This window comes from Nonomuraea sp. NPDC001699 (assembly GCF_053596455.1).
Window position 1 is genome coordinate 493,736 of sequence record NZ_JBSFGF010000003.1, and the last position, 13,718, is coordinate 507,453.

Here is a 13,718-nt window from a genome sequence, read left to right on the forward strand (position 1 = left end):
GCTAATGACACTAGCACCAAGAAACGGAATGCGCGCGACCAGCATTTGTAGGATGAACCCCTGTTTGTGAGTACGCAGAAACCGTGGATAGCATCGGTTTACGTGACCACTGTGCGGCTGAACTCAGCAGACCCAGTCTCTGTCGACACCGATGCCCTGATCGTCGGCTTCCGGCCCGGCCAGAACGGCCCCCGCCCGGCCACGGGCGCTGAGTCCCTCGACGCGGCCTTCGGCGGCAACCTCTCCGCCTCCCTCAGCTCCCTCGGCTTCTCCGGCAAACCCGGAGAGGTCGCCAAGCTGCCCACCTTCGGCAACGTCACGGCCCCGGTGCTCGTCGCCGTCGGCCTGGGCGAGTCGTCCGACCACGAGTCCCTTCGCCGCGCGGCCGGAGCCGCCGTCCGGTCGCTGGCCGGCACCGCGCGCGCCGCGCTGGCCCTGCCCGCCGACGACGACGCCCAGGCCGAGGCCGTCGCGCTGGGCGCGCTGCTCGGCGCGTACGGCTTCGACCGCTACCGCACGGGCGAGGGCCAGAAGGCGCCCGTCGCCGAGATCACCGTCCTGTCCGGGCAGGCCGAGTCCGTCGCCGAGCGGGCCGGGGTGCTGGCCGAGTCGGTCGCGCTGGTCCGCGACCTGGTCAACACGCCGCCGTCCGACCTGTGGCCGGCCAAGTTCGCCGAGCTCGCCGAGCAGGAGGGCGCCAAGGCCGGGCTGACCGTCGAGGTGCTCGACGAGAAGCAGCTCAAGGACGGCGGCTACGGCGGCCTGGTCGGCGTCGGCCAGGGCTCGGTCAACCCGCCGCGCCTGGTCCGCGTCGCCTACAGCCACCCCGACGCCGCCAAGACGCTGGCGTTCGTGGGCAAGGGCATCACGTTCGACTCCGGCGGCCTGTCGCTCAAGCCGTCGGCCGCCATGGACTGGATGAAGTCCGACATGGGCGGCGCGGGCGCCGTGCTCGGCGCGCTGATCGGCATCGCCAGGCTCGGCCTGCCGGTCAACGCCGTCGGCTACCTCTGCCTGGCCGAGAACATGCCGAGCGGCACCGCCCAGCGTCCCTCCGACGTCATCCACAGCTACAGCGGCAAGACGGTCGAGGTGCTCGACACCGACGCCGAGGGCCGTCTGGTGCTCATGGACGGCATCGCGCGCGCCGCCGAGGACTCCCCCGACCTGATCGTCGACATCGCCACGCTGACCGGCGCCCAGATCGTCGCGCTCGGCTGGCGCACCGCGGGCGTCATGGCCAACGACGACGCCGTCAGGGAGCTGGTCGTCGAGGCCGCCACCGCCGCCGGCGAGGGCGCCTGGGGCATGCCGCTGCCGGAGGAGCTGCGCAAGGGCCTCGACTCGCCGATCGCCGACATCGCCAACCTCCACCCCGAGCGCTTCGGCGGCATGCTCACCGCGGGCATCTTCCTCAAGGAGTTCGTGCCCGACGGGGTTCGCTGGGCGCACCTCGACATCGCCGGACCCGCCTACAACAAGGGCGAGCCGTACGGCTACACCCCCAAGGGCGGCACCGGCGCGATCACCCGCACCCTCATCGGACTCGCAGAGCGGCACGCGAGCATCTGAAACAAATGAAAAGATGACGGCATCACGAACACCCCGACAAGGAGCCTTCCTGTGGCCTATGACATCGTCGTCCTAGGTGGCGGCAGCGGCGGTTACGCCTGCGCGCTCCGGGCGGCCGAGCTGGGCAAGTCGGTCGTCCTCATCGAAAAGGACAAGATCGGCGGCACCTGCCTCCACAGGGGATGCATCCCCACGAAGGCCCTGCTGCACTCCGCCGAGGTCGCCGACGAGACCCGCGAGAGCGCGTCCTTCGGCGTCAAGGCGAGCTTCGAGGGCATCGACGTCCAGGGCGTGCACGCGTTCAAGGACAAGATCGTCACGCGTGCCTGGAAGGGCGTCCAGGGCCTGCTCAAGGGCGCGGGCGTGACGGTGGTCGAGGGCGAGGGCCGTCTGGTGGGCCCGCGCAGCGTGCAGGTGGGCTCGGAGGTCTACGAGGGCGCCAACCTCGTGCTGGCCACCGGCTCGGCCCCCCGCACGCTGCCCGGCCTGGAGATCGACGGCGAGCGGATCATCACCAGCGAGCACACCCTGAAGATGGACCGCGTGCCGTCGTCGGTGATCGTCCTGGGCGGCGGCGTGATCGGCGTCGAGCTGGCCAGCGTCTACCGCTCGTTCGGCGCCGAGGTCACGATCGTCGAGGCGCTGCCGCACCTGCTGCCGACCGAGGAGGAGTCCAGCTCCAAGCTGCTGGAGCGGGCCTTCCGCCGCCGCGGCATCAAGTACGAGCTGGGCGTCTTCTTCGACTCCGCCAAGACCACCGAGACGGGCGTCGTCGTCACCCTGGCCAACGGCAAGACCCTCGACGCCGAGCTCCTGCTCGTCGCGGTCGGCCGCGGCGCGGTGTCGTCCGGCATGGGCTTCGAGGAGCAGGGCGTGACCGTCGAGCGCGGCGCGGTCGTGGTCGACGAGCACTGCCAGACCTCCGTCCCCGGCGTCTACGCCATCGGCGACCTGATCCCCACGCTGCAACTGGCCCACGCCGGGTTCGCCGAGGGCATCCTGGTGGCCGAGCACATCGCCGGCCTCAACCCGCCGCCGATCGACTACGCGGGCGTGCCCCGCATCACCTACTCCGACCCCGAGGTCGCCTCGGTCGGCATCACGTCGGCGCAGGCCGCCGAGCGCGGCATCGAGATCGTCGAGCAGGTCTACGACCTGGCGGGCAACCCCAAGAGCCAGATCCTCGGCACCTCCGGGGCGGTGAAGGTGATCGCCCAGAAGGACGGGCCGGTCGTCGGCGTCCACATGGTGGGCCGGCGCATCGGCGAGCTCGTCACGGAAGGCCAGCTGATCTACAACTGGGAGGCGCTGCCCGCAGAGGTCGCCCAGCTCATCCATGCACATCCGACCCAGTCCGAGGCAGTCGGTGAGGCGATGCTGGCCCTGGCCGGCAAGCCGTTGCACGTACACAACTAGTCCAGCCCTCGAGATCAGAACGCGAGAGAAGAATAACGATGCCGGTCTCCGTACAGATGCCCCAGCTCGGCGAGAGCGTGACCGAGGGCACGGTAACCCGTTGGCTGAAGAAGGAGGGCGAGCGCGTCGAGGCCGACGAGCCGCTCCTCGAGGTCTCGACCGACAAGGTCGACACCGAGATCCCGTCGCCTTCCGCGGGTGTGCTCACCAAGATCGTCGTGGCTGAGGACGAGACGGTCGAGGTCGGCGCCGAGCTCGCCATCATCGACGAGAACGCCCAGCCGGGCGCCGCCGCCCCGGCCCCGCAGGCCGCTCCCGAGCCGGAGCCCGAGCCCGAGCCCGCCCCGGCTCCCCCGGCCTCCTCCATCCCGCAGCCGGCCCCGGCCCAGCCCGCTCCCCAGCAGGCCGCCCCGGCCCCGGCCCCGGCCCCCGCCCCGCAGGCCCCCGCCCCGCAGGCTCCGGCTCCGCAGCAGGCGCCGGTCGCGGCCGAGCCCACGCCGCTGCCGTCCTCGGGCGACAGCCCCTACGTGACGCCGCTGGTGCGCAAGCTCGCCAACGAGCACGGCGTCAACCTCGACGCGATCAGCGGCACCGGCGTCGGCGGCCGCATCCGCAAGCAGGACGTGCTGGAGGCCGCCAAGTCCCAGCGCGAGAAGGCCGCCGCCCCGGCCGCGGCTCCGGCAGCCCAGCCGGCCGCCGCAGCGCCGGCCCCGGCCGCCGCCCAGGCCCCGGTCGCCGCCGCGCCGGAGCCGGTCGAGGTCGACACGACGCTGCGCGGCCGTACCGAGAAGATGACGCGGCTGCGTCAGACCATCGCCAAGCGCATGGTCGAGTCGCTGCAGACCGCGGCGCAGCTCACGTCGGTCGTCGAGGTCGACGTCACGAAGATCGCCCAGCTCCGGGCGCGGGCGAAGGACGACTTCTTCCGTCGCGAGGGCGTGAAGCTGACCTTCACCCCGTTCTTCGCGATGGCCACCGTCGAGGCGCTCAAGCAGCACCCGAAGCTCAACGCCACGATCAACAACGAGACCAACGAGGTCACGTACTTCGACGTGGAGAACCTGGGCATGGCGGTCGACACCGAGCGCGGCCTGCTCGCGGCGGTCGTCAAGAACGCCGGCGACCTCAACCTCGCCGGCATCGCCCGCAAGGTCACCGACCTGGCCGAGCGCACCCGCAACAACCAGGTGACGCCCGACGAGATCACCGGCGGCACGTTCACGCTGACCAACACCGGCAGCCGTGGCGCGCTGTTCGACACGCCGATCCTCAACCAGCCGCAGGTGGGCATGCTCGGCACCGGCGCGGTCGTCAAGCGGCCCGTCGTGCTCGACACGCCCGAGGGCGAGGTCATCGCGGTGCGGTCGATGGTCTACCTGGCGCTCACCTACGACCACCGCCTGGTCGACGGCGCCGACGCCGCCCGCTTCCTGACGACGATCAAGCGTCGCCTGGAGGAGGGCCGCTTCGAGGCCCAGCTCGGGCTCGCGTAGTCATCGCGTCTGACAGGCCGGGCGGCTCCTCCTGATGGGGGCCGCCCGGCCTTTGGCGTACTGTGGGGCCATGGCGATCATCGTGACCGGCGCGTCGGGCCTGCTCGGTACGGCGCTGGTCGGGGCGCTGCGGGACGAGGGGCGGGAGGTCGTCCGGCTGGTCCGGCGGGAGCCGGCGGGGCCGGGAGAGGCCTTCTGGGACCCGTCGGCGGGGGTGATCGACCGGGCCGCGCTCGAAGGGGCCGAGGGCGTGGTGCACCTGGCCGGAGCCTCGGTCGGCGACCGCCGCTGGACCACCGCCTACAAGCGGGAGCTGGTGCGCAGCCGCGTCGAGGGCACCCGGCTGCTGGTCGACGCCCTGCGCGCGCTCGGCAGCCCGCCCCCGGTGCTGCTGTCGGCCTCCGGGGTCGACTTCTACGGCGACACCGGCAGCCGCGAGATCGACGAGAGCCAGGGCAGGGGCAAGGGGTTCCTGGCCGAGCTGTGCGAGCGCTGGGAGCGGGAGGCCGGGCGGGCCGCCGAGGCCGGCTGCCGGGTCGCCCTGCTGCGTACGGCGATGGTGCTGAGCCCGCACGGCGGGGCGCTCGGGCGCATGTTGCCGATCTTCCGGATCGGGCTGGGCGCGCCGCTGGGGACGGGCCGGCAGTACTGGTCGTGGATCTCGCAGGACGATTGGGTGGCCGCCGCCCTACATATCCTGAAAAATCGGGAAATCGAGGGTCCGGTGAATCTTGGGGCGCCTTCTCCGGTCACCAACGAAGAATTCACTCGGACTCTGGGTAAATGCCTGCGTAAAGGTACTGTCCCCATGCCCGTGCCGGCGTTCGCGCTGTCCATCGGGGTGGGTGAATTCGCTCGCGCGGGGCTGCTGCCGAGCCATCGGATGATTCCGCGGAAACTGCTTGACAGCGGCTACGGCTTCACGCATACCCGTCTCGACGAGGCGCTGCGCGCCGTACTGTAGGGTGCCGTTCGTCCTTCAGCACGCAGGAGATCCGACATGAGCAGGTCAGGGCAGTCGCACATTCTGGCGATCGGGGGCGGGTCGTTCCGCCCGAGCGAGCGTCACAACTTCATCGAGGCGAGCGGTTTGCTGCGGTACGGCCTCGACCTGACCGGCCAGGACCGCCCCAAGCTCGGCCTGGTCGCCACCGCGGTCGGCGACTCCTCCGACTGGCTGCTGAAGATGTACGGTGCCTTCTCCGGCTGGGACGTCGAGCTGAGCCACCTGACCGTCTTCCCCATGCCCAACGTCGAGGACGCGCGGTCGTGGGCGCTCGAACAGGACATGATCTACGTCAGCGGCGGCAGCGTGGCCAACCTGATGGCGTTGTGGCGGCTGCACGGCCTCGACGAGGTCTTCGAGGAGGCCTGGCGGGCGGGCGTGGTGCTGTCCGGGCAGAGCGCGGGCGCGCTGTGCTGGCACGTGGGCGGCAACACCGACTCCTTCGGCCCGGCGCTGCGTCCGTGGGCCGACGGGCTCGGGCTGCTGCCGTACTCGTGCGGGGTCCACTACAACGCCGAGCCGCAGCGCCGCCCGCTGCTGCAGGAGTCGGTCGCCTCGGGCGAGCTGCCCGGCGGGTACGCCGCCGACGAGGGCGTGGCCCTGCACTACGTGGGCACCGAGTTCATCCAGGCGGTCACCGTCGACCCGCGCGCCTACGCGTACCGGCTGGAGTACGACGGCTCCAACGGCGTCAAGGAGTTCAGGATCGAGCCACGCCTGTTGACCTCCTGATTACCCTGACAGGGTGAGGGAACGGCACAATAGGCTCATGCGCCCCATCCACGGGGACGATCCCCACGCGCTGGCCGTCGTCCGCCTTGGTGTGGACGTCCCCTACGAGCAAGCCTGGTCGTTGCAGCGCTGGATGCACGGCAAGCGGGTCGCCGGTGAGCTGGGCGACGCCGTCCTGATCCTGGAGCACGCGCCCGTCTACACCGCGGGCAGGCGCACCCTGCCCGGCGACCGTCCCGACGACGGCACCCCCGTCGTCGACGTCGACCGGGGCGGCCGGGTCACCTGGCACGGCCCCGGTCAGCTCGTCGCCTACCCCATCGTCGCCGTGACCGACGTGACCCGTTACGTCTGCGCCCTTGAGGAGACGATGATCCAGGTGTGCGCCGACTTCGGCGTCACCGGGCGGCGGGTGCCGGGGCGTCCGGGGGTGTGGGCGGCCGGCGACACCGCCCTGGGGCTGCCCGACCGGCAGCTCGGCGCGGTCGGCATCCGCGTCGCGCGCGGCGTGACCATGCACGGGTTCGCGCTCAACTGCGCCAACGACCCCCGGTGGTTCAACCGGATCACCCCGTGCGGGCTGGCCGACGCGGGGGTCTCCTCGCTGTCGGCGGAGACCGGCCGCCGGATCGTGGTCGAGGAGGTCGTCCCGATCGCCGAGAAGCGGCTGGCCGAGGCGCTCGGCAGGGAGCCGTTCGACCTGCACGAGGAGGATCTGCTGCGCAGGTGACCGAATCGGCATCGAAACAGCGGTCGAATGTGGATCTTTCCGGCTTATCATCGCCCGTGTGAAGCGTTCTGCCGCTCTCGTCCTCGCGCTCCTGGTTCACCTGCTCACGCTGGCCTTCCTCGCGCTGGGCGCGTGGGCCGTGCTGACGAATCTCGGCTCCCTCGTCGCGTGGCTGGTCGGCGGCGTGAGCCTGGCCGTGGGATGGGCGCTGCGACCGCGCCTTCCCCGCCTGCCGGCCGACGCCGAGGTGCTCGACCGCGCCGCTGCCGGTGAGCTGTACGCCCTGGCCGACCGCGTGGCCGACCGGGCCCGCGTCAAGAGGCCGCGCAAGATCGCGGTCCGGGACCTGGCCACCGAGACGGTCTACGACCATGTGGGCGTGGTGCGCACGCCGGTGCTGGTCGTCGGGCTGCCGTTGTGGCTGGCCCTGCCCCCGCGGCAACGGGTGGCGCTGCTGGCCGCCGCGTACGCGCGCACGCCGGTCGGCGAGGAGCTGATCGTGGACGGCGCCCTGTACACGCTGGCCGCCTGGCACGACGCGCTGCTCGGGTCGAGCGCCCCGCTGAAGATCAGGGAGGAGGCCCAGGCCGCGATCGCCAGGTCCTCGCTGGGCCCGATCGACCAGACCGGCACGACGTACGAGGCGGTGGGGGCCATCGGCCGGCTGATCGGACGGGTGCTGGGCGGCCCGGTGCTGCTGGTGGAGTACGCGCTGACGGGGCTGGCCCGCGCCGGGCGTCCCCGTACCGAGGAGCGGCGTGAGGCGATCGCGCGGCGGGTCGTGTCCGAGCACGAGCTGGCCGAGCTGCGCGACCTGGCCGCCGGCGGCTACCTGGCGCCGATGCAGGCCGCGGCGCTGCGCGGCGAGAGCGTCACGGCGATCCGGCAGGGCGCGCTGACCCGCCACCAGCTCACCGACGACGGCGTGCTCACCTCGGCGCCGCACTCGGAGCTGCTGGGCACCGCCGGGTCCGCGCTGATCGACGAGGAGCTGACGCGCCACTACACCAGGGCGATCCGCGGCTTCGGCCTGATCACCTGACCCTCGACCGGTCCGGTTCGGCGGCGGACGTAAGCTGGACGGGTGACCGTTGCTCCTGATGGCAGAAAGCTCCTCCGCCTGGAGGTGCGTAACGCCGAGACCCCTATCGAGCGCAAGCCCCCGTGGATCAAGACCAAGCTGAAGACGGGCCCCGAATACACCGAGCTGAAATCGCTCGTGCGCCGGGAGGGCCTGCACACGGTCTGTGAAGAGGCGGGCTGTCCCAACATCTACGAGTGCTGGGAAGATCGCGAGGCGACCTTCCTCATCGGCGGCGACCAGTGCACGCGCCGGTGCGACTTCTGCCAGATCGACACGGGCAAGCCCAAGGAATACGACCGCGACGAGCCGCGCCGGGTCGCCGAGTCCGTCCAGCAGATGGGCCTGCGCTACGCGACCGTGACCGGCGTGGCCCGCGACGACCTGCCCGACGGCGGCGCCTGGCTCTACGCCGAGACCGCGCGGCAGATCCACACCCTGCTGCCCGGCTGCGGCGTCGAGCTGCTGGTGCCCGACTTCAACGGCAACCGCGACCAGCTGGAGGAGGTCTTCTCCAGTAAGCCCGAAGTGTTCGCCCACAACGTGGAGACGGTGCCGCGCATCTTCAAGCGCATCCGCCCGGCCTTCCGCTACGAGCGCTCGCTCGGGGTGATCACGACGGCCCGCGAGGCCGGGCTGGTCACCAAGTCCAACCTGATCCTGGGCATGGGCGAGACCCGCGAAGAGGTCGTCGAGGCGATGCGCGACCTGCACGCCGCCGGCACCGACCTGCTGACGATCACTCAATACCTGCGTCCCACGCCGCGCCACCACCCGGTGGAGCGCTGGGTCAAGCCGGAGGAGTTCGTCGAGCTGCAGGCCGAGGCCGAGGCGATCGGGTTCGCCGGCGTGCTGTCCGGCCCGCTGGTGCGCTCGTCCTACCGCGCGGGCAGGCTCTACCAGCAGGCCATCGCGGCCCGCCAGACCACCTGATCCACGCCGCGAGCGGAGCCCCGGGCGGTTTGCCCGGGGCTTTTGGCGTCCCTAGCATGGCAGGGCGGCCGAGGAAGGGGCGAGGCGATGGCGACCGTGATCCGCACGAGCGATCTGCCCGCGCGCAGCCGCCACGACGCCTGGCGCGGCATCGTCTGCGACACGCTCGGCCCGCTCGACCTGCGCATCGACTCCGGCGCGCCGCTGCGGGGCGAGATCGAGCTGGGCCAATTAGGCCCGGTGGGCGTGGGCCGGGTGCGCACGTCCACGCCGCACAGCGTCCACCGCACCGCGCGGCTGATCCACCGTGACAACCCCGAGCTCTACCGGGCCGTGCTGGCCGTCTCGGGCAACCCGGTGCTGCGCCAGGACGGCCGCGAGATCCGTTTGGACAAGGGCGAGTTCGCCGTCTACGACTTCACCCGGCCCTACGAGGTGGCCTACGACTCGGCCGTGCAGCTCGCGGTGTTCAGCTTCCCGCACGAGCTGCTGCCGCTGCCGTACGACGACATGGCCCGGCTGACCGCGGTGCCCGTCTCGGCGCGCGACGGCGCCGGCGCGCTGGCCGTGCCGCTGCTGCGCCGGGTCACCCAGGACTACGACGACTACACCCCGGCCAGCGCGGCCAGGCTGGCGACGGTGGTGATGGACCTGGTCACCACGGCCCTGGCCGAGCGCGCGGAGCGGGCCGACGCGGTGCCCGAGGACGCCCGCCGCCGCGCGCTGCTGGTGCGCGTGCGCGCCTTCATCGACCAGCGTCTGGGGTGGCCCGACCTCGACCCGGCCATGGTGGCCGAGGCGCACCACGTCTCGGTGCGTCACCTGCACCGGCTGTTCCAGTCCGAGAACACGACGGTGGCCGCCTGGATCAGGCACCGGCGGCTGGAGCGCTGCCGCGCCGACCTGCTCGCCGCCCGCCACGTGCCGGTGAGCGAGGTCGGGGCCCGGTGGGGGCTGCCCGACTCCGCGCACTTCAGCAGGCTGTTCAAGCGGGCGTACGGGATGCCGCCCGCCGAGTTCCGGCGCGCCGATCCCGTGCGCTGATCGTCAACTTCCCTGGCGCTGGGATCCAAGACGCGCGGGGGCGCGGTGAGCAGACTGAGGGTGTCGCAAAACACCTCAGAACGCTAAGGACCACGACATGCAGCTCTTCCTCAACCTGCCGGTGAAGGACCTGGACCGGTCGCAGAAGTTCTTCACCGAGCTCGGCTTCACCATGTACGGCATGGCCGAGGGCATGGCCTCGATCCTGATCAACGAGCAGACGCAGGTGATGCTGCTCACCGAGCCGACGTTCGCCACGTACGTCAGCAAGGAGATCGCCGACGCCGCCACCAGCACCGAGGCCATCGTGGTGCTCGGCATGGAGAACCCGGCCCAGGTGGACGAACTGGTGGACAAGGCGCTCGCGCTCGGCGCCACCCCGGCCGGCGTGCCGCAGGAGGCCGGGTTCCGCTACCAGCGCGGCTTCGCCGACCTCGACGGGCACCACTGGGAGGCGCTGTGCCTGGTCCAGCCCGCGTGAGCGGCCGGGTCACCTCGGCGGACGGCACCGTCCTCGCCTTCGACGGCTACGGCGCCGGGCCGGCGGTCGTGCTGGTCAACGGCGCGTTCGGCGACCGATCGCACCCGACACTGGCGGGCGTGGCCGCCGCCCTGTCGCCCTGGTTCACGGTCCTCGACTACGACCGCAGGGGCCGGGGCGGCAGCGGCGACACCCGTCCGTACGCGGTCGAGCGGGAGATCGAGGACCTGGCGGCGGTGATCGGCGCGGCGGGCGGGACGGCCATGGTGTTCGGGGGCTCGTCCGGCGCGGCGCTCGTGCTGGAGGCCGCCGCGCGGGGCCTCGGGATCACCCGGGTAGCGGTGTGGGAGCCGCCCTACCACGTGGACGACGACGCTCCCCCGCTGCCGGACGACTTCGCCGCGCAGCTTGAGTCGCTGGTCGACGCCGGCCGGTGGGAGGAGGCGGTCGAGCGGTTCATGGTGGAGGCGGCCGAGGTGCCGGCCGAGGCCGTGACCGCGATGCGGGCCGACGCGTCGTGGGCGCACCTCAAAGGCGTGGCCCGCACGCTGGCCTACGAGGCCGCCGTCCTCGGGCCGGGCAACCGGCTGCCGGCCGCCGCGCTGGCCGCGATCGCGCAGCCGCTGCTCGTCCTGAGCGGCGAGCGCGGCCCCCGGTGGATGGCGGCCGCGGCGCGGGCGGTCACGGCGGCCGTGCCGGGGGCGCGGCACCGGGTGCTGGAGGATCAGGCCCACGCCGTGACGCCGGAGGCGCTGGTGCCCGAGTTGCTGGAGTTCTTCGCCCGATGACAGGCTTTGCGTAACGTAAAGGTCACAAACCTATCGAGTACTCGGTTTCCTGGGAAACACTGATGCCGTGGAACTCGACGAACTGATCGACCGGCTCGACCTCCCCACCAAGATCCGCCTGCTCACCGGCGCCGGCATGTGGTCCCTTCCGGCGATCCCCGAGATCGGCCTGGACCGGCTCGTGATGAGCGACGGCCCGATCGGCGTCCGCGGCGAGCAGTGGACCTCCGCCGACCCGTCGATCGCGCTGCCAAGCCCGACCGCGCTCGCGGCCACCTGGGACGTGGGCCTCGTCCGGCGGGCCGGCGCGCTGCTGGCCCAGGAGGCCCGGCGCAAGGGCGTGCACGTGCTGCTCGCGCCCACGATCAACCTGCACCGCTCCCCGCTGGGCGGCCGGCACTTCGAGTGCTTCTCGGAGGACCCGTACCTGACGGGCGAGATCGGCGCGGCCTACGTCGAGGGCGTGCAGGAGGGCGGCGTGGCCACCACGCCCAAGCACTTCGTGGCCAACGACTTCGAGACCGACCGCTTCACCGTGAACGTCGAGGTCGGCGAGAAGGCGCTGCGCGAGGTCTACCTGCAGCCGTTCGAGCGGGTCGTGCGGGCCGGCGCCTGGGGGCTGATGACGGCTTACAACTCGGTGAACGGCACCACCATGACCGAGCACTCCGACCTGGTCAACGGCGTGCTCAAGGACGAGTGGGGGTTCGACGGGCTCGTCGTGTCCGACTGGACGGCCGTGCGCAGCACCGAGGCCGCCGCCCTGGGCGGGACCGACGTGGCCATGCCCGGACCGTTCGGCCCTTGGGGGGAGAAGCTGGAGGCCGCCGTACGGGAGGGGCGGGTGCCCGAGTCGGTGATCGACGACAAGGTGCGGCGCGTCCTGCGGCTCGCCCGGCGCACCGGCGCGCTCGGCGGCGGCGACCGGCCCGAGCCCGGCGTGATCGACGGCGTCGCGCTGGCCCGCGAGGTGGCCGTGCGCGGGTTCACGCTGCTCACCAACGACGGCGTGCTGCCGCTGCGGGACGTGCGCACGCTGGCGCTCATCGGCTCGGCCGCGGACGAGGCCCGGGTCATGGGCGGCGGCAGCGCCCAGGTGTTCCCCGACCGGGTCGTCTCCCCGCTGGCGGGGCTGGGCGCGCTGGAGGGCGTCGAGGTCCGCCACGCCGTCGGGACCGACCCGCGCATCCGGCTGGCCCCGCTGGCCTGCCCGGTCGTGGCGCAGTTCCTCGACGGCGACGGCGGCCTGCTGGCCGAGCATCCGCTGGCGGCGGCCGAGGCGCGGTGGATCGGCCAGTTGCCGCCGGACGTGGACGGCGAGCGGCTCGGGGCGGTACGGCTGCGGGCGGCGTACACGCCGGGCAGGTCGGGCCGGCACGAGCTGTCGGTGGCGGGCGTGGGCCACTTCACCGTCACGGTGAACGGCGAGACCGTCTTCGACGCGGCGATCGAGCTGGAGGGCGGCGATCCGGCGGCCGCGTTCCTGGCGCCGCCGGAGCGGCGGTTCGCCGTCGAGATGGCCGCGGGCGAGCCGTACGAGCTGAGCGTGACGCATCCGGCGGGGGCCTTCGGGGGCATGGCGTTCGTGGCGTACACGCTGGGCCACGCCGACCCGGCGCCGGGCCCGGACGAGCTGATCGCCGAGGCCGTGCGGCTGGCGGCGGACAGTGACGTGGCGGTGGTCGTGGCCTCGACGACGCCCGAGGTCGAGAGCGAGGGCTTCGACCGCGCGGACCTCGCGCTCCCCGGCCGCCAGGACGAGCTGATCCGCGCCGTGGCCGCGGCCAACCCGCGCACGGTGGTCGTGGTCAACGCAGGCTCACCGGTGGAGATGCCGTGGGCGGACGAGGTCGCGGCCGTGCTGCTGACCTGGTTCCCCGGACAGGAGGCCGGGTCGGCGCTGGCCGACGTGCTGTCCGGCCACGCCGAGCCCGGCGGCCGCCTGCCCACCACGTGGCCGCGGACGCTCCAGGACGCCCCCGTCACCGACGTCACCCCCGTGGACGGCGCTGTGGCCTACGACGAGGGCACGTCCATCGGGTACCGGGCCTGGGAGCGGTCGGGGCGGGTTCCGGCCTTCTGGTTCGGCCACGGGCTCGGCTACACGACCTGGAGCTACGACTCGATCGCCGCCGAGGGCGGCACCGTGACCGTCGCGCTGACCAACACCGGCGACCGCTTCGGCCGCGAGGTCGTGCAGATCTATCTCGGCCAGGGCGCCGAACGCCGTCTGGCCGGGTTCGACGTGGTCGAGGCCGAGCCGGGAGAGACCGTGATCACGACCGTCTTCCTGCCCGAACGCGCCTTCCAGGTGTGGCGGGACGGCTGGCGCACGGTCGAGGGCGAGTACACGCTCCAGGCGTCGCACCACGTCGCGGACCCCAGGCTGTCGATCACGGTGAAGATCTAGCGACAAAGGCCGGCCGCGTTTTCCATAGTGCA

Annotated in this window: 12 protein-coding genes; all 12 read left to right on the top strand. The window is 72.3% G+C overall.

What is annotated here, in order from left to right; all coding sequences use genetic code 11:
• Positions 1–102 precede the first annotated feature (102 nt).
• The 12 genes from ACWCSU_RS12500 to ACWCSU_RS12555 all read left to right on the top strand — a co-directional run bounded on the left by ACWCSU_RS12500 (position 103) and on the right by ACWCSU_RS12555 (position 13,686).
• Positions 103–1,572, top strand: a complete 1,470-nt coding sequence (locus tag ACWCSU_RS12500; RefSeq protein WP_357700697.1) for a leucyl aminopeptidase — start codon at positions 103–105, stop codon at positions 1,570–1,572.
• 51 nt (positions 1,573–1,623) lie between these two features.
• Positions 1,624–2,988 carry a dihydrolipoyl dehydrogenase gene (gene lpdA, locus ACWCSU_RS12505; RefSeq protein WP_357700698.1) on the top strand — a complete coding sequence of 455 codons (1,365 nt, stop codon included), beginning with the start codon at positions 1,624–1,626 and terminating at the stop codon, positions 2,986–2,988.
• A 38-nt stretch (positions 2,989–3,026) separates the two neighbouring features.
• Positions 3,027–4,481, top strand: coding sequence for a 2-oxoglutarate dehydrogenase, E2 component, dihydrolipoamide succinyltransferase (gene sucB, locus ACWCSU_RS12510; protein ID WP_357700700.1), 1,455 nt, complete (start codon positions 3,027–3,029; stop codon positions 4,479–4,481).
• A 70-nt stretch (positions 4,482–4,551) separates the two neighbouring features.
• Positions 4,552–5,445, top strand: coding sequence for a TIGR01777 family oxidoreductase (locus tag ACWCSU_RS12515; RefSeq protein WP_449934995.1), 894 nt, complete (start codon positions 4,552–4,554; stop codon positions 5,443–5,445).
• 36 nt (positions 5,446–5,481) lie between these two features.
• Positions 5,482–6,219: a Type 1 glutamine amidotransferase-like domain-containing protein gene (locus ACWCSU_RS12520; RefSeq protein ID WP_364091415.1), complete on the top strand. Its 738-nt coding sequence runs from the start codon at positions 5,482–5,484 to the stop codon at positions 6,217–6,219.
• 37 nt (positions 6,220–6,256) lie between these two features.
• Positions 6,257–6,949 (top strand): lipoyl(octanoyl) transferase LipB, encoded by a 693-nt coding sequence (gene lipB, locus ACWCSU_RS12525; RefSeq protein ID WP_449934996.1) that lies wholly within the window; start codon positions 6,257–6,259, stop codon positions 6,947–6,949.
• Between the two features lie 58 nt (positions 6,950–7,007).
• Positions 7,008–7,991, top strand: coding sequence for a M48 family metallopeptidase (locus ACWCSU_RS12530; protein WP_449934997.1), 984 nt, complete (start codon positions 7,008–7,010; stop codon positions 7,989–7,991).
• A 42-nt stretch (positions 7,992–8,033) separates the two neighbouring features.
• On the top strand, positions 8,034–8,963 hold the full coding sequence (gene lipA, locus ACWCSU_RS12535) for a lipoyl synthase (RefSeq protein ID WP_357700710.1): 930 nt from the start codon (positions 8,034–8,036) through the stop codon (positions 8,961–8,963).
• Between the two features lie 87 nt (positions 8,964–9,050).
• Complete coding sequence (locus tag ACWCSU_RS12540) at positions 9,051–10,007, top strand: AraC-like ligand-binding domain-containing protein (protein WP_449934998.1); 957 nt, start codon at positions 9,051–9,053, stop codon at positions 10,005–10,007.
• Positions 10,008–10,104: 97 nt separating this feature from the next.
• Entirely contained in the window at positions 10,105–10,488 is a 384-nt protein-coding gene (locus ACWCSU_RS12545; RefSeq protein WP_357700714.1) for a VOC family protein, read from the top strand.
• Complete coding sequence (locus ACWCSU_RS12550) at positions 10,467–11,276, top strand: alpha/beta fold hydrolase (RefSeq protein ID WP_449934999.1); 810 nt, start codon at positions 10,467–10,469, stop codon at positions 11,274–11,276. The genes ACWCSU_RS12545 and ACWCSU_RS12550 overlap by 22 nt, the downstream gene beginning before the upstream one ends.
• A gap of 67 nt (positions 11,277–11,343) precedes the next feature.
• Positions 11,344–13,686, top strand: coding sequence for a glycoside hydrolase family 3 protein (locus tag ACWCSU_RS12555; protein ID WP_449935000.1), 2,343 nt, complete (start codon positions 11,344–11,346; stop codon positions 13,684–13,686).
• Positions 13,687–13,718 lie beyond the last annotated feature (32 nt).